25 protein-coding genes and 1 tRNA gene are annotated in these 25,561 nt (G+C 62.4%); 7 read left to right on the forward strand and 19 right to left on the reverse strand.

From position 1 onward, the window contains the following. Positions 1-47: 47 nt before the first annotated feature. Together AC56LH_RS09800 and AC56LH_RS09805 are read right to left on the reverse strand one after the other, a co-directional pair. Entirely contained in the window at positions 48-1,379 is a 1,332-nt protein-coding gene (locus tag AC56LH_RS09800) for a sensor histidine kinase (RefSeq protein WP_499645766.1), read from the reverse strand. A 13-nt stretch (positions 1,380-1,392) separates the two neighbouring features. Further along, the gene (locus AC56LH_RS09805; RefSeq protein WP_499645767.1) at positions 1,393-2,136 is read right to left on the reverse strand and encodes a response regulator transcription factor; all 744 of its coding nucleotides are present in this window, start codon (positions 2,134-2,136) and stop codon (positions 1,393-1,395) included. A 289-nt stretch (positions 2,137-2,425) separates the two neighbouring features. On the opposite strand from AC56LH_RS09805, the gene AC56LH_RS09810 reads away from it, so the two are divergent. After that, positions 2,426-3,229: a Crp/Fnr family transcriptional regulator gene (locus AC56LH_RS09810; RefSeq protein WP_499645768.1), complete on the forward strand. Its 804-nt coding sequence runs from the start codon at positions 2,426-2,428 to the stop codon at positions 3,227-3,229. Positions 3,230-3,245: 16 nt separating this feature from the next. On the opposite strand, the gene AC56LH_RS09815 is transcribed toward AC56LH_RS09810, so the two are convergent. The 11 genes from AC56LH_RS09815 to AC56LH_RS09865 all read right to left on the reverse strand — a co-directional run bounded on the left by AC56LH_RS09815 (position 3,246) and on the right by AC56LH_RS09865 (position 13,967). Further along, a complete protein-coding gene (locus AC56LH_RS09815; protein WP_499645769.1) occupies positions 3,246-4,736 on the reverse strand; it encodes a CHASE3 domain-containing protein in 1,491 nt (496 codons plus the stop codon). A 197-nt stretch (positions 4,737-4,933) separates the two neighbouring features. After that, positions 4,934-5,566 (reverse strand): response regulator, encoded by a 633-nt coding sequence (locus AC56LH_RS09820; protein ID WP_091873377.1) that lies wholly within the window; start codon positions 5,564-5,566, stop codon positions 4,934-4,936. 244 nt (positions 5,567-5,810) lie between these two features. Continuing rightward, the gene (locus AC56LH_RS09825) at positions 5,811-6,218 is read right to left on the reverse strand and encodes a MerR family transcriptional regulator (RefSeq protein ID WP_499645770.1); all 408 of its coding nucleotides are present in this window, start codon (positions 6,216-6,218) and stop codon (positions 5,811-5,813) included. Between the two features lie 7 nt (positions 6,219-6,225). Further along, positions 6,226-6,594 (reverse strand): integration host factor subunit alpha, encoded by a 369-nt coding sequence (locus AC56LH_RS09830; protein ID WP_499582010.1) that lies wholly within the window; start codon positions 6,592-6,594, stop codon positions 6,226-6,228. A gap of 152 nt (positions 6,595-6,746) precedes the next feature. Further along, a complete protein-coding gene (pheT, locus tag AC56LH_RS09835) occupies positions 6,747-9,173 on the reverse strand; it encodes a phenylalanine--tRNA ligase subunit beta (RefSeq protein ID WP_499645771.1) in 2,427 nt (808 codons plus the stop codon). Between the two features lie 23 nt (positions 9,174-9,196). Further along, complete coding sequence (gene pheS / locus AC56LH_RS09840) at positions 9,197-10,210, reverse strand: phenylalanine--tRNA ligase subunit alpha (protein ID WP_183553075.1); 1,014 nt, start codon at positions 10,208-10,210, stop codon at positions 9,197-9,199. A 137-nt stretch (positions 10,211-10,347) separates the two neighbouring features. Further along, entirely contained in the window at positions 10,348-10,707 is a 360-nt protein-coding gene (rplT, locus tag AC56LH_RS09845) for a 50S ribosomal protein L20 (RefSeq protein ID WP_183553077.1), read from the reverse strand. A gap of 20 nt (positions 10,708-10,727) precedes the next feature. Then, positions 10,728-10,925, reverse strand: coding sequence for a 50S ribosomal protein L35 (gene rpmI / locus AC56LH_RS09850; protein WP_183553079.1), 198 nt, complete (start codon positions 10,923-10,925; stop codon positions 10,728-10,730). 289 nt (positions 10,926-11,214) lie between these two features. After that, on the reverse strand, positions 11,215-11,736 hold the full coding sequence (gene infC / locus AC56LH_RS09855; protein ID WP_183553737.1) for a translation initiation factor IF-3: 522 nt from the start codon (positions 11,734-11,736) through the stop codon (positions 11,215-11,217). 36 nt (positions 11,737-11,772) lie between these two features. Continuing rightward, positions 11,773-13,683 carry a threonine--tRNA ligase gene (thrS, locus tag AC56LH_RS09860; protein ID WP_499645772.1) on the reverse strand — a complete coding sequence of 637 codons (1,911 nt, stop codon included), beginning with the start codon at positions 13,681-13,683 and terminating at the stop codon, positions 11,773-11,775. Positions 13,684-13,890: 207 nt separating this feature from the next. Then, positions 13,891-13,967: transfer RNA gene (locus tag AC56LH_RS09865), tRNA-Val, on the reverse strand. 133 nt (positions 13,968-14,100) lie between these two features. Between AC56LH_RS09865 and AC56LH_RS09870 the strand changes: the two genes are divergently transcribed. Both AC56LH_RS09870 and AC56LH_RS09875 read left to right on the forward strand, forming a co-directional pair. After that, positions 14,101-15,024 carry a cation diffusion facilitator family transporter gene (locus AC56LH_RS09870; protein WP_499648442.1) on the forward strand — a complete coding sequence of 308 codons (924 nt, stop codon included), beginning with the start codon at positions 14,101-14,103 and terminating at the stop codon, positions 15,022-15,024. 107 nt (positions 15,025-15,131) lie between these two features. After that, positions 15,132-16,061: an NAD(P)/FAD-dependent oxidoreductase gene (locus AC56LH_RS09875; RefSeq protein ID WP_499645773.1), complete on the forward strand. Its 930-nt coding sequence runs from the start codon at positions 15,132-15,134 to the stop codon at positions 16,059-16,061. A gap of 11 nt (positions 16,062-16,072) precedes the next feature. Here AC56LH_RS09875 and AC56LH_RS09880 read toward each other — a convergent pair whose 3' ends face one another. The 6 genes from AC56LH_RS09880 to AC56LH_RS09905 form a co-directional block, all read right to left on the reverse strand. Continuing rightward, positions 16,073-16,702 carry a hypothetical protein gene (locus tag AC56LH_RS09880; RefSeq protein ID WP_499645774.1) on the reverse strand — a complete coding sequence of 210 codons (630 nt, stop codon included), beginning with the start codon at positions 16,700-16,702 and terminating at the stop codon, positions 16,073-16,075. Beyond that, on the reverse strand, positions 16,699-17,646 hold the full coding sequence (locus AC56LH_RS09885) for an MlaD family protein (protein ID WP_499645775.1): 948 nt from the start codon (positions 17,644-17,646) through the stop codon (positions 16,699-16,701). The genes AC56LH_RS09880 and AC56LH_RS09885 overlap by 4 nt, the downstream gene beginning before the upstream one ends. Before the next feature lie 20 nt (positions 17,647-17,666). Next, on the reverse strand, positions 17,667-18,473 hold the full coding sequence (locus AC56LH_RS09890) for an MlaE family ABC transporter permease (protein ID WP_499645776.1): 807 nt from the start codon (positions 18,471-18,473) through the stop codon (positions 17,667-17,669). A gap of 84 nt (positions 18,474-18,557) precedes the next feature. Further along, entirely contained in the window at positions 18,558-20,798 is a 2,241-nt protein-coding gene (locus tag AC56LH_RS09895; protein WP_499645777.1) for a RelA/SpoT family protein, read from the reverse strand. A gap of 4 nt (positions 20,799-20,802) precedes the next feature. Further along, positions 20,803-21,153 (reverse strand): RidA family protein, encoded by a 351-nt coding sequence (locus AC56LH_RS09900; RefSeq protein WP_499645778.1) that lies wholly within the window; start codon positions 21,151-21,153, stop codon positions 20,803-20,805. Between the two features lie 41 nt (positions 21,154-21,194). Continuing rightward, positions 21,195-22,082, reverse strand: a complete 888-nt coding sequence (locus AC56LH_RS09905; RefSeq protein ID WP_499645779.1) for an alpha/beta fold hydrolase — start codon at positions 22,080-22,082, stop codon at positions 21,195-21,197. Between the two features lie 149 nt (positions 22,083-22,231). On the opposite strand from AC56LH_RS09905, the gene AC56LH_RS09910 reads away from it, so the two are divergent. The 4 genes from AC56LH_RS09910 (at position 22,232) to AC56LH_RS09925 (ending at position 25,531) form a co-directional block, all read left to right on the forward strand. Further along, positions 22,232-23,014, forward strand: a complete 783-nt coding sequence (locus AC56LH_RS09910; protein WP_499645780.1) for a 3-hydroxybutyrate dehydrogenase — start codon at positions 22,232-22,234, stop codon at positions 23,012-23,014. A 163-nt stretch (positions 23,015-23,177) separates the two neighbouring features. Beyond that, entirely contained in the window at positions 23,178-24,479 is a 1,302-nt protein-coding gene (locus AC56LH_RS09915) for a dicarboxylate/amino acid:cation symporter (protein WP_499645781.1), read from the forward strand. 145 nt (positions 24,480-24,624) lie between these two features. Then, a complete protein-coding gene (locus tag AC56LH_RS09920; protein WP_499645782.1) occupies positions 24,625-25,128 on the forward strand; it encodes a GAF domain-containing protein in 504 nt (167 codons plus the stop codon). After that, positions 25,121-25,531: a response regulator gene (locus AC56LH_RS09925; RefSeq protein ID WP_499645783.1), complete on the forward strand. Its 411-nt coding sequence runs from the start codon at positions 25,121-25,123 to the stop codon at positions 25,529-25,531. Before AC56LH_RS09920 ends, AC56LH_RS09925 begins: the two co-directional genes overlap by 8 nt. Positions 25,532-25,561 lie beyond the last annotated feature (30 nt).

Raw genomic sequence — 25,561 nt, forward strand, 5'->3', positions numbered from 1 at the left:
TGAGGAAAGGCTGACAAAACGCTGACAAGTGCGCAGATTTGCGTTTTTTATCGGGATGCGTTTGTTTGCCTGACATCAAAACGGACGACGACGTGCGTGCCGCCGTCCTGGGCATCGGCCAATTGCACCGAACCACCGTGTGCCAGCGCGATGTCGCGCACGATCGCCAGCCCCAGCCCGCTGCCGGTGACCGTGTCATCGAGCCGCACGAAACGTTCGAATACGGCGGCCCGGCGCGCGGCGGGAATACCCGGACCGGAATCGACCACGAAAAACTGCGTCGCCCCGCCATCCACGCCGCAGCCAACCGTCACCTGCCCGCCTGCGGGCGTGTAGCGCAGCGCGTTGTCGACCAGGTTGTCGATCAGATCGCGCAGCTGGAAGGCATCACCCGTCACCGGCGCCGGTGCCAGTTCGAAGCCCAGGTCGATCCCCTTGCGCGCCGCCTTGTCGACGAAGAACTGGATCGATTCCTGCACCAGCAGCGACAGATCGAGCGGGGCAACATGCTCGCCGGGCCGCCCTTCCCTGGCACGGGCCAGCGCCAGCAGCTGATTGACCTGGCGGATCATGCGCTCGTTGGCCACGCCCATCATGCCGAGGGAATGCAGCGTCTCGGGGTCGCCCGCATGGCGCGCATGCAGCCATTCGAGCTGTAGTTGCACGCCGGCCAGGGGCGTACGGAGCTGGTGCGCCATATCGGCGAGAAAGTCGCGCTGCGCCCGCGCGCCGGTCTCGACTTTATCGAGCAGGTCGTTGAAGCCACTGACGACCGGCGCGATCTCGAACGGCACGCCGTCGGTGGGAATGGGCGCGAGGTCGTCCGGCCCCCGCCTGGCCAGCTCGGCGCGGATGCGCGCCAGCGGCTGCAAGCCATTGCCCACCGAAAGCCAGACGACGCCGACCAGCGTGATCGTGCCCAGCGAGACCAGCACCACAAGCGAGCGCACGATGGCGGCGCGCACGTCGAGACGCTGACGCAGCGTGCGGGCCACGCCGATGTGACGCAGTCCCGTCGGCGTGGCAACGGCCAGCGCAACGACGCGCACCGGCTCGCCGTCGACCTCGGCATCGTACGGCGGCGCGCCGGGACGCAATACGGGAAAACCCGGGGTGCCGGCACGGGTCCGGCCTGCGGCGTCGCGCACGACGAACCAGGCGCGCTCGCCCGTCGTCGCGGCGGCGACCGGTGGCAGGGAGACGGTACCACCAGCAGCCACGCGTCCGGCGATGCCGCTCGCGGTATCTGTCAGGCCGGCGTCGAAGGCAACCTGGGCCGGCGTCCAGGCCAGGCCCGCGACCAGCGCAGCCAGCACGAGATTGACGAGCAGGATCGGCCCGAGCAGCCATTTCAGCAGGCGCAGGCGGATGCTGGTCATCGGCAAGAGCGCGTCACGCGGCCGCTTCGAGCAGGTAGCCGAAGCCGCGGATGGTGCGGATCGCCACGCCGGCGCCGTCGAGCTTCAGGCGCAGGCGTGACACGTAGACTTCCACCGCATTGGGCGTTACATCGTCGCCCCACGGCAGGATGGCGTCGATGATCTGCTGCTTGGAGACGACGCGCCCGGCATGCTGCAGCAGATAGTCGAGCACGCCCCACTCGCGCACCGACAGGTCGATCGTGCCCTCGCCGACGCGCGCGCGGCGGGTGGCGCTGTCCAGGCTCAGGCGGCCGAGGGTCAGGACGGACGATGGCGGCGCGTGGCGGCGCGCCAGCGCGCGGATGCGGGCAACCAGTTCTGCAGTGGCAAACGGTTTGACCAGATAGTCGTCGGCGCCGGTTTCCAGGCCCCGCACGCGGTCTTCCACGGCATCGCGCGCCGTCAGCAGAAGCACCGGGATGGCGCCGCCGCGTGCACGCAGCCGACGCACGACTTCGAAGCCATCGATACCGGGCAGGCCGATATCGAGTACGGCGACGTCGAAGGCAGCGTTGGAGGCAGCACTGGAGGGAGAAACAGAAGAGGAAGCAGCGTCGGTACGCTGCAGGGCGGCATCGGCGGCGAGGCCGTCGCGCACCAGATGAACCGTCATGTCCTGCGCGTCGAGAGCGCGTACGAGACCGTCGGCAAGTACCGCATCGTCCTCGACAAGTAATATATGCAGCCCGCTCTGCAGTCCGATTCGCAGCCCCATTTGTAGGAATATCCTGTTTTGTGGTCAGTGAACATCACTGCCGGCACCCCGAATTATGCGATATTTTTTGTTTCCGTAACAAAATATACCGTCTTTCTGGGGCAAAACAGGCATTTCTCCCAGTAGGACTGGACTGACACATGATGATGCTTGCAACCTACACCGGGGCGACTACATGTCTTATGTGCGGCAACAGACGGTAGACGTAAAGTACACCCATCGCGACGAGGTAAGCACCATACGCCTCCTGAGTCGCTCCTGACGCACGATTGACCTAAGAGGACATAACATGAACAACACTCAACTTGCTGGTATCACGCAAAAAGCAAAAAGCCAGAACACTGCCACGAGTGAGGCACTGAAGTCCCAGGTCAAACCGATCGTCAGCTACAGCGGCACGCAACAGAATGAATTGCTGGCAGCGCTGCCACGCCAGGATCTGGAAGAAATGTTCGACCATCTCGAACTGGTCGCCATGCCATTCGGTAAAGAACTGTTCGAGTATGGCAGCAAACTGGAATACGTGTATTTCCCGACAACCGCAATCGTGTCGCTGCTGTATGTGATGGAAGACGGCGCTACTACCGAGATCGCTGTTGTCGGTCACGAAGGCGCAGTCGGCGTGTCGCTGTTCATGGGTGAGCGCGCTACCTGCTCGGCCGTGGTGCAAAGCGCCGGTTACGGTTACCGCCTGCGTACCCAGTACCTGCGTGACGCCTTCAACCGCGGCGGCGCCCTGCCACAGCTGCTGATGCGCTACACCAACGCCCTCTTCGCCCAGATGGCACAGAACGCGGTTGGTGGTCGTCACAGCTCGATCGAACAAAAGCTGTGCCGCTGGTTGCTCGACCGTCTGGACCGCTCGGCAAGCAACGAACTGAAAGTGACCCAGGAACTGATCTCGATCATGCTGGGTGTGCGCCGCGAAAGCATCACTGCTGCTGCTGGCAAACTGCAGGACGAGGGCCTCATCCAGTATCGCCGCGGTAACATTACCGTGCTCGATCGTGCTGGCCTGGAAGACTACGCTGGCGAATGCTACAAGGTCGCCAAGTCGGAATACGACCGCCTGCTGTCGGATGTTGCACGCTAAGTTGTCGAGTTAGTTCTCAACCCGGATTCGCTGCCCTCTGTGGCAGCGATTCTTGTTTATCCGGCGCTGTTGTCTGCATCAGGGCCGGCGTCGCGTAAGGAGCTTCCCCCACTGCATTACCATCCGGCGCTAACGTCGGAATCCAGGCGCGAACACATGTGCCCACGCCGTTGACCCCCCGCTCCACCACCAGCGTTCCACCCAACAGCAAAGCACGCTCGCGCATGCCAAGCAATCCGTGCGACTTGGTACCAGCCAGCATACTTTGCGGGATGCCAATACCATCATCGGTAATTTCCAGCCCCCACCCTGACGGTTCACGTGTCAGATTGACGATGACATTGCGGGCCTTGGCATATTTGGCGATATTGTTCAGCGCCTCCTGCGTGATGCGGAACAATGCAATCGCTTGTGTAGGACCAGCCTCATCTACTTCTGCATCGATCAGCGCATCGCAGTCGAGCGATGTCACACGCCCATAATCGGCGCAGTAGCTCTGGAGCGCCGCCGACAGACCCATATTGTCCAGCAGACTGGGGCGTAGATTCTCGATGATGCGGCGCTTGAGTTGTACTGTGTCGACCAGCGTGCGACGCGCGCGGCCCAGCTTGTCTGTCAACTCCGGCTCGCTCGCGCGCAAGCGCTCGATGACTGTGGCCAGGTCAATGCCGATCGCCGTCAGGTTCGCCCCCATCTCGTCGTGCAGTTCACGCGCCAACCGGGATTTCTCTTCTTCGGATACGCGGATCAGATGGCGTGACAGCACTGCCAATTGCGCCGTGCGTTCTGCCACGATATGTTCGAGACCATCGTTGGTCTGCTGCAATGCATATTCGGCATGCAACCGCGCAACGAACGACCGCTGGATCAGCTTATAGAAGAGCAGCAAAACGATGATGGCTGCGGCGTTGATGCCAACGCCAAATAACGCAGCATGCCGGTATTGCTGATAGAAGCCGGCGGTGCGCGATTTGAGCAGCTCATTCTGTTCGCGCGTCATGATCACCACTTGCAAGCGGATTTCATCCATCTGCGCACGGTCGTCTGCAGCGGCAGCAATGGCAACGATATCTGCCAAACCACCCTGCCGGAACACGTCGAGCGATTCATGCAGCAATGCGAGCTTGCGCTGAATCAAAGTTTGAAGTTGCGCCAGGTTTTTTGCTTGGGACGGATTGTCGGCGAGCAGCGCGTCCAGCGACCGGAACTGGGCATTGATCTGCTGAGGGGCGCCCCGCAGCGGACCGAGATACACCTCGTCGTTCGACAGAAAATAGCCACGCAGGCTCGTTTCGGCATCGGTGACGATCAGGTTCAGGTGCTGCAGGTCGTCGGACACCTGCGCCGTGCGCGCCTGCAGTGCATTGGCGGCACGTAAATCATCGAGATTGCGCAGCAAAAATACGCCATTGACCACGAGCAGCACCACACACACCAAACAGAGCAACGACTTGTGGAGAGGCAGACTGCGGGCCGGGCGTGTGGCCAGGGTGGTTGAAAAATACATCCAAACATCCTTTCACGCTGACAACGCGGCCTCGCATTTTACCTGCAAGGACGAGTTGCTGCGCCGCAAAATGACCTGACGTAACTATTTGTTGCATCTAACGCGCGGGAGCTGGATTCGCATTGTCCTGCACACCAATGACAAAACGCGCCGAAGCGCGTTGTAGGATGAAGCCGATATGAACAACCGCCGCGCTCTTAGTCGAGCAGATTGTTCTTCATTGCGTAGTAGGTCAAGTCCGAATTGGACTGCAAGCCCATTTTTTCCATGATCCGGGTACGGTAGGTCGACACGGTCTTGATGGAGAGTGACAGCGCATTGCCGATATCGGACACGGTCGCGCCTTTCGCCAGCCGCAGAAACACCTGGAATTCGCGGTCGGACAGCTCAGTATGCAGCGCCGTGTTCGGGTCGCGATCGAAGCTTTGTGCCAGCAGCTCGCCCACTGTCGACGACACGTAGCGCCGCCCCTGGAACACGGTGCGCACGGCTGTCTTGAGTTCGTCCGCTTCGCATTCCTTGTTCAGGTAGCCATTCGCGCCCATCTTGAACAGGTTCAGCGCATATTGCTGCGCCGGATAACCCGACAGGATCAGTACAGGGAGATTGGGCTGGCCCTGGCGGATGGTGCGCAGGATGTCGATGCCGCTCTGATCGGGCATGGCGATATCGAGCAACAGCACATCGCAAATCTCGCGGCGCGCGATATCAAGGGCCTCGCGGCCCGTTGCGCCTTCGGCCACGACTTCAAAGTCGCCCGACGACGAAAAAATCTGCTTGAATCCTGCTCGTACTATCTGGTGATCGTCACAAATGGCAACGCGTATCATTGTCTTCCCTTAAATTTTCCTTGCGCAGGAAAGTGCCGGATCTGCTCCGCCCGGTTGATGCGTGTCATTCAGCATCGCGCGAGTGACATTTTAACACTCCACGGCCTGCCTTCAACAGGGTACGAATGCCTGAGTGATCAAACCTGCGTGCTTGACCCGGCGACGACCCGCTGCCTGCGGGGTCGCGCGACCCGGCACAGTCTCGTACGGCGAACCTGCCGAAGGCTTGAGTTGGTGGCCAGCACTACGGCGCCGGCCGCGATCCATGCTTGAGCAGATCGAGGATGTCCAGCAAACCGGCGCGCAATTTGTCGCCATCGATGGACGGTGGGGTATCGCGCAAGCGCTCTTCGTCGAGCTCGGCCACTACGACGGCCCGATGGTCGAGCCGGTTACGTGCGCCGCTGATCGTGAAGCCTTGCTCGTACAGCAATTCGCGGATGCGCCGGATCAGCAGCACTTCGTGGTGCTGATAATAACGGCGGTTGCCGCGACGCTTGACGGGCTTGAGCTGGGTAAATTCCTGTTCCCAGTAGCGCAGCACATGCGGTTTGACGCCGCACAGCTCACTGACTTCCCCAATCGTGAAATAACGCTTGGCCGGGATCGGTGGCAGCACGGTCAGTTCGGTCTTAATTGGTCGATCGTTCATCGTTTATTCAAGCTGCGCGCGCCATTGAACCCGAGCCCGCATTGCCCGGCCCGGCTTCTTCCACCATGGCCTTGAGCTTCTGGCTGGCGTGGAACGTCACGACGCGGCGTGCCGTAATGGGAATTTCTTCCCCGGTTTTCGGATTGCGGCCAGGCCGCTGCGGCTTGTCGCGCAACTGAAAATTGCCAAAGCCCGACAGCTTGACGGCTTCGCCGCGCTCGAGTGCATTGCGGATCTCGTCGAAGAAGGTCTCGACCATGTCTTTGGCTTCGCGCTTGTTCAGCCCGACCTGCTCGAACAGCAGCTCGGCCAGCTCGGCCTTGGTAAGCGTGGGCAAAGACTGCTCTGCCTCTTTACGCACGCGCGCCACCAGCATTGCACGATCCAGGTCGGCCACGAGGGCTTCCTGGAACACGGTCGAATCAACGTCGTTATTGTTAATTTTGAGGCCCTGCCCGTAAGTCAAACGATGCCGCAGCGACAGCAAGCCGGCTTGTGGCCGGTGTGCTGTCAGCGTGGAAATGCATATTATGCACGCAGCTTCGCGTTCAGTTTGGTTGAAGCAGTGGCGAGCACCGCCGCCATAATGGCGTCGACCGCATCGTCCTGCAGTGTCGATTGAGTATCTTGCAAGCTAAAGCGGAAAGCAAGGCTTTTTTCATCCGCCTCCAGACCCTTGCCGCGATATTCATCAAACAAAACAACGGCTTGCACGATCTTTCCCATAGGATTTACCGCAATTTCAGCAGTGAATGCATCCATTACGGACTGGGCTGGCACGTCCTGTTTGACCACCAGTGCCAGGTCACGCGTGGCGCCCGGGAACTTGGAAATCTCGGCATACACCGGCACGATACGACCGCGTAATGCTTCAGCATCCACCTCGAACACGACCGGCGCTTGCGGCAGATCATACTTTTGCAGCCAGCGCGGGTGCAGCTCGCCGATCACGCCGATCTGCTGGTCGTCGAGCATGACTGTGGCCGAGCGACCCGGGTGCAGCGCCGGATGCTCTGCCTTAGCAAAACGCAGCTGGCGCGGCGCGAACAACGCTTCGAGATCCGCTTTCAGGTCGAAGAAATCGACGGCGCGCGTGGTGACGTCCCATTGCTCGTCGAGCGCCGGACCATAGGCAATCGCGGCAACGCGCTTTGGCTGGTCGTAACCGGCCACCGTCAACGGACCGTCCATGACCGACGCGTTGCGCTTGAACACGCCGCCGACTTCGAACGCGCGCACGCGGCCAGCCTTGCGGTTGATGTTGTAGCGCACATTGGCCACCAGGCTGCCGATCAGCGACGAACGCATCACGCTGAGCTGGCTGGCGATCGGGTTTTGCAGGCGAATCGGCTCGAGGTTGCCGGCGAAATCCTGCTCCCACGTGCTTTCCACGAAGCTCATGTTGACCACTTCCTGGAAGCCCAGGTCGGCCAGCTGGTGGCGGATCGCAAACAGCGAGCGGGTGTTTTCCGGCTCGATCAGCATCGCGCTCGGCGCGCTGGGCGGCCGGGTAGGAATGTTTTCGAAGCCATACACGCGCGCGACTTCTTCGATCAGGTCTTCCTCGATCTCGATGTCGAAGCGGTAGGTCGGCGCCGTCACGTGGAACACGCCTTCTTCTTGCACAAAGCCCAGTTGCAGGCGCGTGAAGATGTCGGCGATCACGGCGTCGGTCAGCGGCACGCCAATGACTTGCGCGGCGCGCGCCGTGCGCAGCACCACGTGCGTACGCACCGGCAGGTTGACGATCTGGTCGTCGATCGGGCCGACTTTGCTGTCGGGCGTGCCGCAGATATCGATCAGGAGCGCCGTGATGCGCTCGAGGTGCTCGGGCACGGTCGCGTAGTCGACGCCACGCTCGAAGCGGTGCGCGGCATCGGTCGAGAAATTGAAGCGGCGGGCACGGCCCTGGATGGCGTTTGGCCACCAGAATGCCGCTTCCAGATAGATATCGGTGGTCTCGAGCGACACGGCGGTCGAGTCGCCACCCATGATGCCGGCCAGCGATTCGATCTGCTGCTCATCGGCGATCACCCCGACCCACTCGTCGACCGCAACGGTGTTGCCATTCAAAAGCTTGAGGGACTCACCGGTCTTGCCCCAGCGTACATCCAGGCTGCCGTGGATCCTGGCCAGATCGAACACGTGCGATGGACGGCCGACTTCGAGCATCACGTAGTTGGAGATGTCGACCAGGGCCGACACCGAGCGCTGGCCGCTGCGTTCCAGGCGGCGCTTCATCCACTCGGGCGTGGCCGCGCGCGCATTCAGGCCGCGGATCACGCGGCCGGCGAAACGGCCGCACAGGTCGGGCGCCGATACGCTCACTGGCAGGATCTCGTCGCTGTTGACCGCCACCGTGCGGGTGGGCTCGAGCGTCAGCGGTGCGCCAGTCAGCGCTGCCACTTCGCGCGCCACGCCCAGTACGGACAGGCAATCGGCCTTGTTCGGCGTGAGCTTGATCGTGAACTTCAAATCGTCCAGGCCCAGGAAATCGCGAATGCTCTGGCCCACCGGCGCATCGGCCGGCAGTTCCATCAAGCCATTGCTTTCTTCGGAGATGCCCAGCTCTTTGCTCGAGCACATCATGCCCTGCGATTCGACGCCGCGCAGCTGGCCAACCTTGATTTCAAACGGCTTGCCATCGGCGCCTGGCGGCAGCACGGCGCCGGCTTTCGCGCAGATCGCTTTCATGCCGGCGCGCACGTTCGGCGCGCCGCACACGATATTGAGCAAGGTGCCGGTGCCGACATCGACCTGGCACACGTTCAGACGGTCGGCGTTCGGGTGCTTGACCACTTCCTTGACCTCGGCCACGACGACGTTCGAGAACGGTGGCGCCACCGCTTCGACCTCTTCCACTTCGAGGCCCGACATGGTCAGCAGGTGGGACAGCTCATCTGAATTGATCTGCGGATTGACGATCGAGCGGAGCCAGTTTTCGGAGAATTGCATAATCTTTGTGCCTCAGCGTCGAATTAATTGAACTGCTTCAGGAAACGCAGGTCGCCTTCGTAGAACAGGCGCAAATCACTGATTCCATAACGCAGCATCGTCAGGCGCTCGAGGCCGGAGCCGAACGCGAAGCCGATGAATTTTTCCGGGTCGAGCCCGAAGTTGCGCACCACCGTCGGGTGCACCTGGCCGGCGCCCGAGACTTCGAGCCAGCGGCCCTTGAGCGGACCGGAGCCGAACGCGATGTCGATCTCGGCCGACGGTTCGGTGAACGGGAAATACGATGGGCGGAAGCGCACTTGCAGGTCGTCGGTCTCGAAGAAGGCCTGGACGAAGTTCAGGTACACGCCCTTGAGATCGGCGAAGCTGATGTTCTCGCCAATCCACAGGCCTTCGACCTGGTGGAACATCGGCGAGTGGGTCGCGTCGCTGTCGACGCGGTAGGTGCGACCCGGTGCGATGACCTTGATTGGCGGCGTGTGGGTGCGGGCATAGCGCACCTGCATCGGGCTCGTGTGCGTGCGCAGCAGCAGCGGCTTGCCGGTGCTGTCGTTGCCGTCGATGTAGAAGGTGTCCTGCATCGAACGGGCCGGATGGTTCTCCGGGCTGTTCAGTGCGGTAAAGTTGGTCCAGTCGTTTTCGATCTCGGGGCCGTCGGCCACGTCGAAACCGATGGAGCGGAAGATCTGCTCGACGCGTTCCCAGGTGCGCATCACCGGGTGGATGCCACCCTTCGAGCGGCCACGGCCGGGCAGCGTCACGTCGATGGCTTCCATGGACAGACGCGCCTGCAGCTGCGCCTCGGCGAGCGCCTCGCGGCGCGCGGTCAATGCCTGTTCGATTTGTTCTTTGGCGGCATTGATCAGAGCGCCCTGCGCCTTGCGCGCATCGGGATCGAGCTTGCCCAGACCCTTCATCAGGTCGGTCACCTGGCCGGTCTTGCCCAGGTACTTGGCTTTCGCATTTTCAAGCGCGGCGGCGTCTGGCGCCTCCGCGAAATCGGCACGGGCCGCGACGACGAGTTCTTCCAGGTTCATGCTTGTTCTTTTCCTGTTTTTCGTTGGCGGGAGACGCCAGAATCAAAAACGGGGCACAGGTGTGAACCTTGCCCCGCTTCTTTGTGCGCCACGCCCGGTGAGGAGCGCGGCACCAACTTGCTTAGCAGCTTAACGAATCAAGCAGCCAGCTTGGCCTTGACGGCGCTGACAATCGCGGCGAACGCCGGCTTGTCATGCACAGCCATGTCGGCCAGGACTTTACGGTCCAGTTCAATTGCGGACTTCTTCAGGCCGTTCATGAACACGCTGTAGGTCATGCCGTGCGAACGCGAAGCCGCGTTGATACGGGTGATCCACAGTGCGCGGAAGACGCGCTTCTTGTTGCGACGGTCACGGTATGCATATTGGCCAGCGCGCATGACTGCTTGCTTGGCAACACGATATACCTTGCTGCGACGACCGCGGTAACCTTTGGCAAGGTCAAGAACCTTCTTATGACGGGCACGTGCTGTAACCCCACGTTTAACTCTAGGCATAGTAGCTCCTTAGTGTGAGATTAAGCAGATGGCATCATGCGGTAGACGGACGTGACGTCTGCTGCATTGATGTTGCGGGTGCCGCGCAGTTGGCGCTTGTTCTTGGTGGTCTTCTTGGTCAGGATGTGACGCTTGAACGCCATACCCGATTTCACAGTACCACCTGGACGCACGCGAAAACGTTTCTTCGCGCTGCTTTTGGTTTTCATTTTTGGCATAGTCATCTGCCCTCGCGGACAGTCTCATATGTAACAGGATTGCAGGTGGCAGCGACGCTGCTCTTAGATGCCTACTTTCACTTGTTTTGCAGCAGACTCAGAGCCTGCTACAACCTGCTTGTCGCAAACAGGAATCGAAGATTGTAGCACAGCTTATTCACGCTTGGATAGCTGACTGCAAGAAAGACAGGCAGTGGGCGACACCCGGCGTACGGACGCAATAAAGCCGGGCCGGGCTGCAGACAACCTCTGCAACGCGGGCCCGGCTCTGGATGCTCCCGGCGAAGAATTACTTCTTCTTCCTCGGCGCGACCACCATGATCATCTGGCGACCTTCGAGTTTCGGGAACTGCTCCACCTGACCGACTGCATCGAGATCCGTGCGCAAACGCTCGAGCACACGCATACCGATATCCTGGTGGGCCATTTCACGACCGCGGAAGCGCAGCGTGATCTTGGCTTTGTCGCCTTCTTCCAGGAACTTGATGAGGTTACGCAACTTGATGTTGTAGTCGCCGTCATCGGTACCCGGGCGGAATTTGACTTCCTTGACCTGGATGATCTTCTGCTTGAGCTTCGCCTCATGCGCCTTTTTTTGCTCCGAATACTTGAACTTGCCGTAGTCCATCAGGCGGCAGACCGGCGGGACCGCGTTTGGCGCGATCTCGACCAGGTCGACGTTCAGTTCTTCGGCCATGCGAAACGCGTCGGCCAGACTAACGATGCCCAAAGGCTCGTTCTCTACGCCGTTCAAACGCATTTCGGGATGGGTGATCTCGCCATTGATGCGATTATTCTTGTCAGTAGCTATGTTGTTTCCTTTGAACGTATTGAAATTTGGCCGGGATTACTTCGTCTTGGCGGCGACTTCGCCCACCAGACGTTCCACGAGTGCATCGACGGACATCACGCCCAGATCGACATTGCCTCGGGCTCGCACAGCCACGGTATTCGCGTCTTTTTCTTTATCCCCAACAACGAGAATATACGGCAGTTTTTGGACGGAATGTTCACGTATTTTATAGGTGATCTTCTCATTGCGCAAATCAGCGTGAACACGCAGGCCTGCGACGCGCAGCTTGGCCTCGACTTCTTTCACGTAATCGCCCTGCGCATCCGAGATGTTGAGCACCGCCACTTGCACCGGGGCCAGCCAGAGCGGCAGTGCGCCGGCGTAGTTTTCGATCAGGATACCGATGAAACGTTCCATCGAACCGACGATCGCACGGTGCAGCATCACCGGCACGCGGCGGGTATTGTCTTCTGCGACATACTCGGAACCAAGGCGGCCCGGCATCGAGAAGTCGACCTGCACGGTGCCGACCTGCCATGGACGGCCGAGGCTATCCTTCAGGTGGTACTCGATCTTCGGACCATAGAACGCGCCCTCGCCCGGCAATTCAGTCCAGGTCACGCCGCAGGCACGCAGCGCCGAGCGCAGCGATTCTTCAGCCTGGTCCCAGACCTCGTCCGAACCGATGCGGCTGTCGGGACGCAGCGCCAGCTTGACGTCGATATTGGCAAAGCCGAAGTCGTCATACACGGCCATCGCCTGGGCGTGGAACGACGTGACTTCGCGCTCGACCTGCTCTTCGGTACAGAAGATGTGGCCGTCATCCTGGGTAAAGCCGCGCACGCGCATCAGGCCGTGCAGCGCGCCGGACGGCTCGTTGCGGTGGCACTGGCCGAATTCGCCAAAGCGCAACGGGAGGTCACGGTACGAGCGCATGCCCGAATTGTAGATCTGCACGTGACCCGGGCAATTCATCGGCTTCAACGCGTACGAACGGTTCTCCGACTCGGTCGTGAACATATTGTCGCGGTAGTTTTCCCAGTGACCGGTTTTTTCCCACAGCGTGCGATCGAGAATCTGCGGCGCCTTGACTTCGCTGTAGCCGGCGACCTGGTACTTGTGGCGCATGTATTGCTCGACCTGTTGCCAGATCGTCCAGCCCTTCGGATGCCAGAACACGAGGCCTGGTGCCTCTTCCTGGAAGTGAAACAGGTCCAGCGACTTGCCGAGTTTGCGGTGATCGCGCTTTTCGGCTTCTTCGAGCATGTGCAGGTACTGCTCCTGGTCTTCCTTCTTGGTCCAGGCGGTACCGTACACGCGCTGCAGCATTTCGTTCTTGGAGTCGCCGCGCCAGTAGGCGCCCGCCAGCTTCATCAGCTTGAAGACTTTCAGCTTGCCGGACGATGGCACGTGCGGGCCGCGGCACAGGTCGGTGAAGCTGCCTTCGGTGTACAGCGAGACGTCCTCGTTCGCCGGGATCGAGGCAATGATTTCTGCCTTGTAGTGTTCGCCGATGGATTTGAAGTAATCGACGGCTTCGTCACGCGGCAGCACCTTGCGGGTGACCGGCTCGTCCTTCTTGGCCAGCTCGGTCATCTTCTTTTCGATGGCGGCCAGGTCGCCCGGGGTGAACGGGCGCTTGTACGAGAAGTCGTAATAGAAACCGTTTTCGATGACCGGACCGATCGTGACTTGCGCTTCAGGGAACAGTTCCTTGACCGCGTGCGCCAGCAGGTGGGCGGTCGAGTGACGGATCACGTCCAGCCCTTCCGGATCGCGGTCGGTGACGATCGCGAGATCGGCGTCGGCGTCGATCAGGAACGACGTGTCGACCACCTTGCCGTTGACCTTGCCGGCAAGCGCTGCCTTGCCCAGACTCGGGGCAATGCTCTGCGCTACCTGCGCCACCGTCACGGGACCGTCAAACTGGCGGCTGGAACCATCGGGAAGTCGGACGTTCAACATGCTGTACTCCAATCGTGGCGCCGCGCGCCGTTAAATAACAAGAATCAAGGATAGTAAAATCTGGACGAAAAAAAACGCGGGCTAGCCGCGTTTTCTTCTTTGTGTCGAGCAAAAGAACACCACACCGCGCCTAGCGATTCCCCCACAACCTGGTTGTAGTTCGCGGTGTCATAACCGTTGATGCCTTTCTCGCTCTTACTGATATTCTGGTGGGCGGTGCAGAATTCGAATCTGCGACCCCTTGGATGTCGACCAAGTATTCTAACCAGCTGAACTAACCGCCCGATGCCGCCATTATAGGGACCCGATGCAGGAACCGCAACCCTCGCACAAAATTTATTGCTGACCAGCCCGCACTGCCACCACCGCACGAATGATTTACACTAGCGCCCCCAGCCTACTATTGATTGCATGGCGATGACGTACAAGCCGCACGACCCTTCCCACCTGCATGCCCACCTCGACGGTGACGCACGCCATTCCCATTCCATCGAAGCGCGCAGCCAGAAGGCGCTGGCCTTTGCCATGGGCCTGACCCTGCTGTTTGCGCTGATCGAGGTGATCACCGGCTTCGTATCAAATTCGCTGGCCCTGATCTCGGACGCCGGCCACATGGTGACCGACGCCGCCGCCCTCGGTCTGGCCCTGCTTGCACAGATGATCGCCAAGCGCCCGCCATCGGCGCGCCACTCGTTCGGCTTCGTACGCGCCGAAGCGCTGGCCGCGTTCGTCAATTGCCTGGTAATGCTGGCCCTGGTGGGCTGGATCGGCTGGGAAGCCATCCAGCGCCTGATCCATCCGGAGCCGGTCAAGGGCGGTATCGTGCTGGTGGTGGCCGCGCTGGGCGCCTCGATCAATCTGCTCGTCGCGTGGATCCTGTCACGCAACAATGACAGCATCAACACGCGCGCCGCGCTCGTCAATGTGATGGGCGACCTGCTCGGCTCGCTGGCTGCGATTGCCTCCGGCGCGATCATCTATTTCACCGGGTGGCTGCGAGCCGACCCGATCCTGTCGATCTTCGTCGCGCTGCTGATCCTGCGCTCGACCAGCGGCATCCTGCGCGAGTCATACCACTTTCTGATGGAAGCGGTGCCGCACGCGATCGACTTCGTGCAGGTCGGCGCCGACATGGCCGCAGTCGACGGCGTACTCGCCGTGCACGACATGCATGTATGGGACATGTCGCCCGGCCACCCGGCGCTGATCGGGCACATCGAGATCCGCAGCCTGGAACAATGGCCCGCCGTGCTGGAAGCCGTGCGCGCGATGCTGCGCGCGCGCCATGGCATCGACCATGTGACGCTGCAACCGGAAGCGGCCGGCGGCAAATCGCTGTGAAACCGGCGGTCAACATCGACTTGCCACTATTCGTGTAAGCACAGGCCCACCCCAGGCGAGCACGTGCGCCGATAGCCCGGTTCGGTAATCGGCGACATAATGCATGTATGGACCTTACACCGAACGTATTCGACACTCTCATCATCGGCGGCGGGCCGGGTGGCCTGACCGCCGCCATTTACCTGCGCCGGTTCACCCGCAATGTCGCCCTGGTCGACAAGGGCAACAGCCGCCTGGCCTGGATTCCCGTCTCGCACAATTACCCCGGCTTCCCGGACGGGATCAATGGCAAGCTGCTGCTCGACCAGCTGCGCTGCCAGCTCGGCAAGTACGGCGGCCACGTGATTCCCGGCGAAATCAGCAACCTGCGTATCGACGACGGCCTGTTCATCGCCGATTGCACGAGCCCGGAGGGCGACGTCACCGAAATGCGCGCCTACACGGTGCTGCTGGCCACGGGTGTGGCTGATGTGGGCATGCCGGTCGAGCGCTGGGACGAAGCGGTGGCCAGCGGCGCGGTGCGCCTGTGCCCCGTGTGCGACGGCTACGACGTGATCGACAAACGCATCGCCGTGGCCACGGCCGAAGTCAACCCGGTCGGCCACGCCCTGTTCATGCGCACGTTCAGCCGCGACGTGCTGCTGTTCGAACGGGCCGACGAGTCGGTGGTCGACGCCGACCAGCATGCGCAGCTGCAGGCGGCGAATGTGCAGCACATCGCGTCACCGCTGGCCGGCGTTACGCTGACCGATGACCTCAAACCCGTGCTGCACACGCGCGACGGGCAATCCTATGAATGCGATGTGTTCTACCCGATGCTGGGTGAGAATGCGCGCTCTGCCCTGGCGGCCAATCTCGGCGCCGAAACGGTTGAATGCGACACGCTGGCCGTGGACGACCATTGCCGCACGGCGGTGCCCGGGCTGTACGCGATCGGTGACGTCACGCGCGGGCTGAACCAGATCACCGTAGCGACCGGCCAGGCTGCCATTGCCGCGACCACGATTCACAACACGCTGCCGTGGGCGCTGCGCTGACGGGTTAAGCGTTACTGGCCGCCGGCCAGCTTGCGGCGCCGCTCGATCGCCGCCTGCGCGGCCGTGTCGCCCGCCGCCGCGGCGCGCTGCGCCTGCACGCCCAGCCACGCCAGCAGCGGCCGGCGCCAGCCCTGGTTTGAGGCCGTGTCGACGGCCAGCGTAATCCCCGCTGGCGTGATGCGACTCGCCTTGAACTGCGCGCCAGCCGCCACCAGCCGCGCCAGCGGATCGGCAATGCTCTCCAGCGCGCCGCCACTGACGACCGCCCGATGCTGCTCGGGCAGCAGCGTCACATCCAGACCTTCCCACTGCCCCGCCAGATACGCGGCGTAGGCGCGCTGCGCCGGTGTCGCGTCATCAGCCAGCGCCGCATAACCCGGGCACTCCTCGAACACGAGACTGGCCACCTGCGCCGCGCAGCGCACCAGCTCGACCTGGGCTACGTGATCAAGCCGCCCGGTGGCAGTGGTCTCGGCGCGCGCTTCGCGGAACTCGGCATTTGACGCGGCCGTGTGCCCTTTCAGGTAATCGTCAACGGACGCGTCGAGCGCGCCCTTGGCGTTCGCCTGCCAGTCGGGCGGCAACGGCTTGCTCGCGCAGCCGGCCAGCATTGCAGCAATCAACAATGGAATGGTCTTCATGGCAGCTTGATCTCCGGATTGGTGCGCGCGAACGGCCACTTGCGGTTGATTTCCTCGACGAGGCGATTCACCTTGCGCAGGCTGGCGTCGACATCGCCGCGCAGTGCGCTCAGGTCTTCAGTCGCTTCGCGCGTATTGGCGCCGACGGCCTGCGCTTCGACCAGCACGGCATCGACTTTCTTCAGCGTGGCGCTCGCGTCCTTGAGCACGACGTCGAGCTGGCGCACGGCCGCCTGGGCGTCGTCCATCACGCCGGCCTGGCCGAACACGCGCTGGTCGGCTTTGGCCAGGATCAGGTTGACGCGGTCGAGCGCCTCCATCAGCTTCTTCGCTTCTTCGTCGCCACCCAGCGCGCCACCCAGCACGCCGTAGCGCCCCGACATGCGGCCCGTGACGGCCGACAGGTTCGACAGGCTGGTATTCACGTCCGAGCCGGACGACGTCATCGTTTCCAGGTTTTCCAGCAGTCCGCGCGCCGTGGCGACGATGCGCGGAATCTCCGCCGTGGCATCGCCGCGCAGCACGGTGCGGGTCGAGCCGGCCGGCAGCGGCGCATCGGTCAGCACGCCCGTGTAGGCGCGCAGGCGCGTTTCACCGACAATGCTCGACTCCAGCGTGAAGACGCTCGACGCGCGCAGCCACTTGGCGTCCTTGCTCTGGACGTCGACCAGGATATTCACCTTGCCGGTGTCGGCCAACTCCACCTGGCGCACGCGCCCGATCGGAAAGCCGGCAAACGTCATGTCCATGCCGGGAATGACGCCGGTCGAATCGTCGGCCACGAGCGTCAGGCGCTGGGTCGGCTCGAACACGCCACGCGCGTACATCACGTAGAACACGAAGCCGCAGATCATCAGCCCCAGAAAAACGAGGAGGAGTACGGCCTTGGTTTCAACGTGCTTCGGCTCGTCGGGCAGTGCGGTATCGGGAATCTGGTCCGTCATGTGAGTCTTGGTCCTGTCAATCAGATGTATTTCAGTGCAAGCGAGGCCGATTCGATCACGATCAGCACGAACAGCAGGCGCAGTGCGCCCGGCTGCACGGTCGAGACCAGGCGCCGTGGATAGCGCTGCAATTCGAGGATCGCCGCCGTCGGGATCAACGCCACGGCCAGGCCGAACAGCACCGTCTTGAGCACGAAGCCGGCCGTGACGGTTGGTGCGAACACGCGCCCTACTGTGCGGGTATAGTCGCCCAGGCCCCACGGCGAGACGCCGTACACGTTCAGATAGGCCAGCAGCAGCACGACGATGGACGTGACCAGCGCCAGCGTCAGCACCGCCACCGCATTGGCGAACAACTGCGGCACCAGGTCGCTGCGCATGCGGCGCAGCGCATCGTCGCTGGCGCCCCGTGCAGGCAGCGCGCGGTGCGCAAGGCCCAGCGCGGACGCGTCGAATGCCATGCTGGCGCGCAGCGCGACGAACAGCGCCGCGCACAGTGGGATCAGTTCGAGCACCAGCACGCGCACCACCATCTCGAGCGCAAAGCCCGACAAGCCATAGCTCTTGGCCGTGACCAGCACGATGCGGATGATGACGAGGCTGACCAGGCACGCGGCCAGCGTAAACCAGGGCAATACCTGCCAGGTGCTGGCGTGGATGTGGCGCGCGGTGGCGTGGAAGCGTTCGCGCTGCCAGGTCGATGGCGACAATGCCAGCACGATGGCCACCGCGCCCAGATGGATCATGTACCACCAGCTGCGCAGGTAGCGTTTGGCGTGCGCGAACCAGAGTTCGGGATGGGCGGTGGAAGGAAGCGAGCGCGGCATGGGCTGAATGATACTGCGGTTGCGGCAGGCTGCGCGGGTCGGTGACAAATGATTACGTCACCTCCCCGCGCACGGAGCACGGCCCTACTGCCGCTTCGCCTCCATCACGCCGCCCACCTCCATGATGGCCGCCAGCGCCTTCTGTGCCTGCGCCGTCGACCCGATTTCGGCCGTGAAGATCATGCGCGCCTGGCCCTTGGCGCTTTGCGTGTTCACCCCGATCACATTGATCTTCTCGCGCGAGAAGACTTCGGAGATATCGCGCAGCAGCCCTTGCCGGTCCTGCGCCAGGATGAACAGGTCGACCGGATAAACGGTTTCGTTGCCCGCTGAACCCCATTCGGTCTGGATGACGCGTTCCGGCGACTTGGCCTGCATCTCGGAGAAGTTCTTGCACGTCAGGCGGTGGATCGAGACGCCCTTGCCGCGCGTGACGAAGCCGATGATCGGATCGGGCGGGGCCGGCTTGCAGCACTTGGCGAGCAAGGTCATGAGCCCCTCGGTGCCCAGCACCAGCACGCCCGACTTGGCGCCCTGCTCCACGCTCGAGGCGCGGCTCTTGTTGTCGAACTTCGGTTCCTCGACCGGCGCCGGTTCGTCGCCATCGTGCAGCGCGGCTTCCACGTGGCGCAGGCTGAACTTGTCCTTGCCCACTTCGATGAACAGTTCGTCCACTTTGGCAAAGCCCAGCTTCTGCGCCAGCAGTTCCAGGTTGACGGCCGTCTTGCCTTCGCGCTGGAGCGACTTTTCGACGAGCGCGCGGCCGTGGGCCAGCGTTTCGGCCTGGTCCAGCGCGTGGAACCAGGCGCGGATCTTCGAGCGCGTGCGGCTGCTGACCGCGTAGCCGGGACTGAGCCAGTCGCGCGACGGGCCCTGATTGCCGCTGGAGCCCTTGGCGGTGATGATTTCGCAGGTCTGGCCGTTTTTCAGTTGCGTATTGAGCGGCACCATCACACCATCGATGCGCGCGCCGCGGCAGCGGTGGCCGACATCGCTGTGCAGGTGGTACGCGAAGTCGATGGGCGTCGCGCCCACCGGCAGTTCGAGCACCCGCGCCTGCGGCGTCAACACAAAGATGCGGTCGTCCAGCGTCGTGGCCTTGAGCTTTTCGACCCATTCGCGTTGCAGTTCTTCCTGGCCCGACACCGCATCGGACACGTCGGTCTTCCAGGCCAGCAGCTGACGCAGCCAGGCGATCTTTTCGTCGTATTGCTGGCTCTTGAAGTTCGAGCCCCCTTCTTCTTTATAGCGCCAGTGCGCGGCGATGCCGTATTCGGCAAAGTTGTGCATCTCTTGCGTGCGGATCTGCACTTCGAGCGGCCGGCCGTCTTCGGCCATGACCACCGTGTGCAGCGAGCGGTAGCCGTTGGGCTTCGGGCGCGAGATATAGTCGTCGAATTCCTTCGGCACCGGCGTCCAGATATTGTGAATCACGCCCAGCACCGTGTAGCAGGTCTTGATGTCGGGGACGATGACGCGAAACGCGCGCACGTCGTACAGCTCGGTGAAATCGAGCTCCTTGCCGCGCATCTTGCTCCAGATGCTGTAGATGTGCTTCGGGCGGCCCGACACATCGGCCGGAATCGACGCCGACGCCAGCTCGCGTTGCAGACGCTCGATCGACGAAGCGACGAAGCTCTCGCGCGACATGCGCTTTTCTTCGAGCATCTTGGCGATGCGCTTGTAGGTATCGGGTTCGATGAAGCGAAACGCCAGGTCTTCCAGCTCCCACTTCAGTTGCCAGATCCCGAGCCGGTTGGCCAGCGGCGCATAGAAGTCCAGCACCTCGCGCCCGTAAGCGCGCGTGACGTCGTCAAACCGTTTGTGCTCGGCGAAGTGGCGCAGCGTGGCCGCGCACGAGGCCAGACGCATCAGCACCACGCGCATGTCGGTGGCCATCGCCAGCAGCATCTTGCGCAGCGTCTCGTTTTGCGCCGCGGCCTGTTGCGCGGCATTCTTGCCGCTGCCCACGGGGGCGCCGCCGGCAGTCAGGTCACGCAGGCGGATCAATTGATGCACGCCCTGCACCAGTGCGACGACGCCGGCGCCGAAGCGTTCTTCGAGGTCGGTGAACACGGCCGGGTCCATCAGCGCCAGCTCGAACACCAGGCCGGCGATGCGCGTTTCGGCATCGGTATTCAGGTACGCGAGCGTGCCGGCAGCGCCAAGCGAGAATTCGAACGCGCTCTGGCCCGAACCGGCCAGGCGCATGCCATAGGCGCCGAACGCATAGTCGAGCGCAGCGTGCACGCGCACGCAGTCCTCAGGGCTCAGCCCCTGTACCAGGCCGGTCTTGGTATCGCCTAACAGTGCGGTGGAGACCATGCGCTCAGCGCAGCGCAGCGGTGACGCACACCTCGACCAGGCAGGCCGGGTTGGCCAGCCTGGCTTCGACGGTGGCGCGCGGCGGGGTGTGGCCCTGGGCGACCCACTCGTCCCAGACATCGTTCATGCCAGGGAAGTTGTCCATGTCCGAGATGAAGATATTGCAGGACAGGATGCACGATTTGTCGCTGCCGGCTTCGCCCAGCAAACGGTCGACGTGGCCCAGCACTTCGCGCATCTGGCCATCGATGCCCTGGGTAGTGTCTTCGGCGATCTGGCCGGCCAGGTACACGGTCTCGTTGTGGATCGCGACTTCGGACAGTCGCTTGCCTACGTGCAGTCGTTTGATTTCCATGATGTCTTTCTGTTCGATAAAGGTTGATTCAGGCCGGATCGTCATGATCCCGTGCCGGTTAAAAATGTGCGGACAATGGCGATCTGGTCGGCGTGCACGAACGTCGGCGCATGGCCGACGCCGGGGAGTTCGACCAGGCGCGCATGCGGCCCGCGGGTCGTCATCTGCTGCGCCGTCGCGCGCGCGAGCAGGTCGGACTCTTCGCCGCGCACCAGCAGCGTGGGGCACGTAATCGCATCCCAGGCTGCCCACAGCGCCGCTTCGTCCTCGGCCGCGCGTTCGACCGTCATGCTGCGAAACGGCTGCGCCAGATTCAGGTCGTAGTGACGGCGCCACTGGCCGTCAGCGTCCTGGCGCAGCACATCGCTGGCCAGCTTGTGCCACTCGGCGTCGGCATGCGGCCCGAACGTGGCCGAGACAGACTTGATGTAGTCGGCGCCAGCGGCAAAGCTCGGAAAGCGCACGTCCTGGCCGATATACTCGCCGATGCGCTGCAGCGCCTCGCCGCCCAGTGCCGGGCCGATATCGTTGATCACGAGCCGCGAGATCGGCGAGCCTTCGAGGGCCGCGAGCGACATGCCGATCAGGCCGCCCATCGAGGTGCCGAACCAGGCGACATCCTCGCTCTCAGTGCTCGCCGTGACGCGTGCAATCAGCGTGACCATGTCGGCCACGTACTGCGACACCTGGTAGCCGGCCGGATCGCGCAGCCGGTCAGAGCGCCCGCGCCCGACGATATCCGGGCACACGACGCGCCAGGTATCGCACAGCGCCTGCGCCATATCGTCAAAATCATCCCCGACGCGGGTCACGCCGTGCACGCACACGAGCACCTTCGGATTGTCCGCCGCACCCCATTCCTTGTAGGCGACACGGTGCAACCCGGCAGGCGACATGCACTGGACGCTCTTGAATCTGGGCTCGGACATCGCGACTCCGGAATAAGAAAAGTATGAAAGGCGCCTGGCGGCTTTCGCGCGCGGATGGCGTTACGGTTAGAATTCTACCAATTCTGAGGGAGTTCCCCCCATACGCTCGCCAACGGGCATTTACCCATGAGGACACAATGACATCGACCATGCTAAACGGTAAAACGGCTCTCGTCACCGGATCGACATCGGGCATCGGCCTGGGCATCGCACGCTCGCTGGCCGAACAGGGGGCCAATATCGTGTTCAACGGCTTCGGCGACGCGCAGCAGATCGAAAAGCTCTACACCGATATCGGCGCCGAATTCGGCGTGCAGACGGCATACCACAATGCCGACATGTCCAAGCCCGACGAGATCGCCGCGCTGATGCAGTATGCCAGCGACAAGTTCGGCGGCGTCGACATCCTGGTCAACAATGCCGGCATCCAGCACGTGGCCGCGCTCGAGGATTTTCCGCCTGAGCGCTGGGACGCGATCATCGCCATCAACCTGAGCTCGGCCTTCCACACGACGCGCCTGGCCTTGCCCGGCATGAAGCAAAAGAACTGGGGCCGCATCATCAACCTGGCCTCGGTGCATGGCCTCGTGGGCTCGAGCCAGAAGTCGGCGTATGTCGCGGCCAAGCACGGGCTGGTCGGCCTGACCAAGGTTACTGCGCTGGAAACGGCGCAGACGGGCGTGACGTGCAATGCGATCTGCCCCGGCTTCGTGCTCACGCCACTGGTCCAGAAACAGGTGGATGACCGCGCCGCGCGCGAAGGCATCGACAACGACGCCGCGCGCAAGGCGCTGCTGCTCGAGAAGCAGCCGTCCGGCGAATTCGTCACGCCCGACGAACTGGGCGCGCTGGCCGTGTTCTTCTGCAGCCCGGCGGCAAACCAGGTGCGCGGCGTGGCCTGGAATATGGACGGCGGCTGGGCTGCTCAGTAACCATTCTCCCGTCGCGGCCGGGCTTGTTGCCCAGCCGCGCACACTCCAGGTGCGAAAATTTCCACGCTGCACTGCTGCGGTGCAGCATGCGGATTTCCACAATAGCGTGCACCGTGCGATTGCGCCACCATGGCATCACTACCAACCTCGTTGAAGAGTTGCCATGAAGAAGCCGTTTTATAAAATCCTGTACGTCCAGGTATTGTTCGCCATTGTTCTTGGCGTGTTGCTGGGCGTCTTTTACCCAGAGGTAGGTACCGCGATGAAGCCTTTGGGAGACGGCTTCATCAAACTGATCAAGATGATCATCGCCCCTGTGATCTTCTGTACCGTCGTCGCCGGTATCGCCGGCATGCAGGACATGAAGAAGATCGGCCGCGTCGGCGGCAAGGCACTGCTGTACTTCGAAGTCGTCTCGACCTTCGCCCTGGCCATCGGCCTGGTCGTGGCCAACGTCGCCAAACCCGGCGCCGGATTCAACGTCGATCCGGCCCACCTCGATTCGAGCTCGATTGCGCAATACACGACCAATGCGCATGCCCAGACCACGACCGAGTTCATCATGCACATCATCCCGACCACGTTCGTGGATGCGTTTGCTACCGGTAACATCCTGCAAGTGCTGCTGGTCGCCATCCTGTTCGGTTTCGCGCTGTCGATGATGGGCGAGCGTGGCCGTCCGGTGACCAAACTCATCGATGATGTCTCGCACGTGATCTTCGGCATCGTCAACATCATCATGAAGGTCGCTCCGCTGGGCGCATTCGGCGCGATGGCGTTCACGATCGGCAAGTACGGCATCGCGTCGCTGCTGCCACTGGCCAAGCTGATGGGCTCGTTCTACCTGACCTGCGCGCTGTTCATCTTCATCGTGCTGGGCGCAATCGCCCGCTTCACCGGCTTCTCGATCTTCAAGTTCATCCGCTACATCAAGGAAGAACTGCTGATCGTGCTGGGTACGTCGTCGTCGGAAAGCGCCCTGCCAAGCCTGATGCGCAAGCTGGAAAGCCTGGGCTGCGCCAAGCCGGTCGTCGGCCTGGTGGTCCCAACCGGTTACTCGTTCAACCTGGACGGCACCAATATCTACATGACGATGGCGGCCCTGTTCGTGGCGCAAGCAACCAATACCGACCTGACGCTGACCCAGGAACTGACCATCCTGCTGGTGGCGATGCTGACCTCGAAAGGCGCGTCGGGCATCACCGGCGCCGGCTTCATCACGCTGGCCGCAACGCTGGCGGTGGTGCCGACGATTCCGGTGGCCGGCATGGCGCTGATCCTGGGCATCGACCGCTTCATGAGCGAAGCGCGCGCGCTGACCAACTTCATCGGTAACGGTGTGGCCACGGTCGTCGTGTCGAAATGGGAAAACGAACTCGACGTCAAGCGCATGGACGATGTCCTGCATGGCCGCGTGATCGTCGAAGACCAGAACACCATGGCGGCAGTGCGCAACGCGGCGTAATCGTCTGCGCTTGCTGTTCCATGAAAGCCGCACCCTTCGGGGTGCGGCTTTTTTTTGGCGCGCCCGATCGTGCCGGGGCTGCTTGATTGTGTCTGGTATATTCAGAACATCCCGACTGACGACCGGCAGCGCCGGTGCCTCCACGATGCTGATTGCCGCTACCCCCGACAACGAAGCCGCGCGCCTGGCCGCCCTGTACGACCTGCTGCTCCTCGACACACCCGCCGAGGAGCGCTTCGACCGGATCGTGGCCTTTGCCGCTACCGAGTTCGACGTGCCGATCGTCACCATCACGCTGGTCGACACCGACCGCCAATGGTTCAAGGCCCGCACCGGCACCGAGCTGTGCGAAACCGGCCGCGACATCTCGCTGTGCTCCCATGCAATCCTCGAGCAGGACATCCTGGTCGTGGGCGACACGCTGCTCGACCCGCGCTTTGCCGACAACCCTCTCGTTACCGGCGCGCCGCACATCCGCTTCTATGCCGGCGCGCCACTGACCTTGCCCTCAAACCTGAGCCTGGGCACCCTGTGCCTGATCGACCGCAAGCCACGCACGCTGGACGCGATGGAACTGGGCATCCTGCGCACGCTGCGCGATCTGGTCGTGATGGAACTGCGCAATATCAGTGAGGTGGCCGATGCCTGACGCAACCAAGAACATTCTCCTGGTCGAACCGGAACCCATGCTGCGCCGTACCGTCGCGATGACGGCGCGCAGCCTGAACCTGGGCCAGGTCCATGAAGCGGCAACAAACGCGGCCGCTCTGCGCCTGCTGAGCGTGCGCACCTTCCAGGGCGCCGTCATCGCCGTCGACTGCGTGGGCAGCGGCAAGGACAGCCGCTACGACCTGGGCCTGATCGACCGCCTGCGCGCCGATGCGGCTGCCAACAAACAGGCGCTGTCGATCGCGATCATGACCGAGACGGCCACACCCGAACTGTTGAGCGACCTGCGCGAGCGCCGGATCAGCCGCGTGATCCTCAAGCCGTTTCGCGCCAGGGTCGTGCTCGACACGATCGAGACGATGTGCCGCTCAGGGAAAACGTGAACCCCTCTTGCCACAGGAAGCACAAATCTT

It is taken from the genome of Telluria sp. LT1R51-2, assembly GCF_059685775.1.

Coding starts and splice junctions, on each gene's coding strand:
- AC56LH_RS09830 (WP_499582010.1), bottom strand. CDS start 6,594: ATGCTGGTGGCGCGCGTGCGTAAAGAGGCAGAGCAGTCTTTGCCCACG.
- thrS (WP_499645772.1), bottom strand. CDS start 13,683: ATGTTGAACGTCCGACTTCCCGATGGTTCCAGCCGCCAGTTTGACGGT.
- AC56LH_RS09900 (WP_499645778.1), bottom strand. CDS start 21,153: ATGGAAATCAAACGACTGCACGTAGGCAAGCGACTGTCCGAAGTCGCG.
- AC56LH_RS09805 (WP_499645767.1), bottom strand. CDS start 2,136: ATGGGGCTGCGAATCGGACTGCAGAGCGGGCTGCATATATTACTTGTC.
- AC56LH_RS09870 (WP_499648442.1), top strand. CDS start 14,101: ATGACGTACAAGCCGCACGACCCTTCCCACCTGCATGCCCACCTCGAC.
- AC56LH_RS09910 (WP_499645780.1), top strand. CDS start 22,232: ATGCTAAACGGTAAAACGGCTCTCGTCACCGGATCGACATCGGGCATC.
- rplT (WP_183553077.1), bottom strand. CDS start 10,707: ATGCCTAGAGTTAAACGTGGGGTTACAGCACGTGCCCGTCATAAGAAG.
- AC56LH_RS09880 (WP_499645774.1), bottom strand. CDS start 16,702: ATGAAGACCATTCCATTGTTGATTGCTGCAATGCTGGCCGGCTGCGCG.
- AC56LH_RS09800 (WP_499645766.1), bottom strand. CDS start 1,379: ATGACCAGCATCCGCCTGCGCCTGCTGAAATGGCTGCTCGGGCCGATC.
- AC56LH_RS09890 (WP_499645776.1), bottom strand. CDS start 18,473: ATGCCGCGCTCGCTTCCTTCCACCGCCCATCCCGAACTCTGGTTCGCG.
- AC56LH_RS09905 (WP_499645779.1), bottom strand. CDS start 22,082: ATGTCCGAGCCCAGATTCAAGAGCGTCCAGTGCATGTCGCCTGCCGGG.
- AC56LH_RS09895 (WP_499645777.1), bottom strand. CDS start 20,798: ATGGTCTCCACCGCACTGTTAGGCGATACCAAGACCGGCCTGGTACAG.
- pheS (WP_183553075.1), bottom strand. CDS start 10,210: ATGAACCTGGAAGAACTCGTCGTCGCGGCCCGTGCCGATTTCGCGGAG.
- rpmI (WP_183553079.1), bottom strand. CDS start 10,925: ATGCCAAAAATGAAAACCAAAAGCAGCGCGAAGAAACGTTTTCGCGTG.
- AC56LH_RS09820 (WP_091873377.1), bottom strand. CDS start 5,566: ATGATACGCGTTGCCATTTGTGACGATCACCAGATAGTACGAGCAGGA.
- AC56LH_RS09815 (WP_499645769.1), bottom strand. CDS start 4,736: ATGTATTTTTCAACCACCCTGGCCACACGCCCGGCCCGCAGTCTGCCT.
- AC56LH_RS09825 (WP_499645770.1), bottom strand. CDS start 6,218: ATGAACGATCGACCAATTAAGACCGAACTGACCGTGCTGCCACCGATC.
- AC56LH_RS09810 (WP_499645768.1), top strand. CDS start 2,426: ATGAACAACACTCAACTTGCTGGTATCACGCAAAAAGCAAAAAGCCAG.
- AC56LH_RS09920 (WP_499645782.1), top strand. CDS start 24,625: ATGCTGATTGCCGCTACCCCCGACAACGAAGCCGCGCGCCTGGCCGCC.
- AC56LH_RS09915 (WP_499645781.1), top strand. CDS start 23,178: ATGAAGAAGCCGTTTTATAAAATCCTGTACGTCCAGGTATTGTTCGCC.
- AC56LH_RS09925 (WP_499645783.1), top strand. CDS start 25,121: ATGCCTGACGCAACCAAGAACATTCTCCTGGTCGAACCGGAACCCATG.
- AC56LH_RS09875 (WP_499645773.1), top strand. CDS start 15,132: ATGGACCTTACACCGAACGTATTCGACACTCTCATCATCGGCGGCGGG.
- pheT (WP_499645771.1), bottom strand. CDS start 9,173: ATGCAATTCTCCGAAAACTGGCTCCGCTCGATCGTCAATCCGCAGATC.
- AC56LH_RS09885 (WP_499645775.1), bottom strand. CDS start 17,646: ATGACGGACCAGATTCCCGATACCGCACTGCCCGACGAGCCGAAGCAC.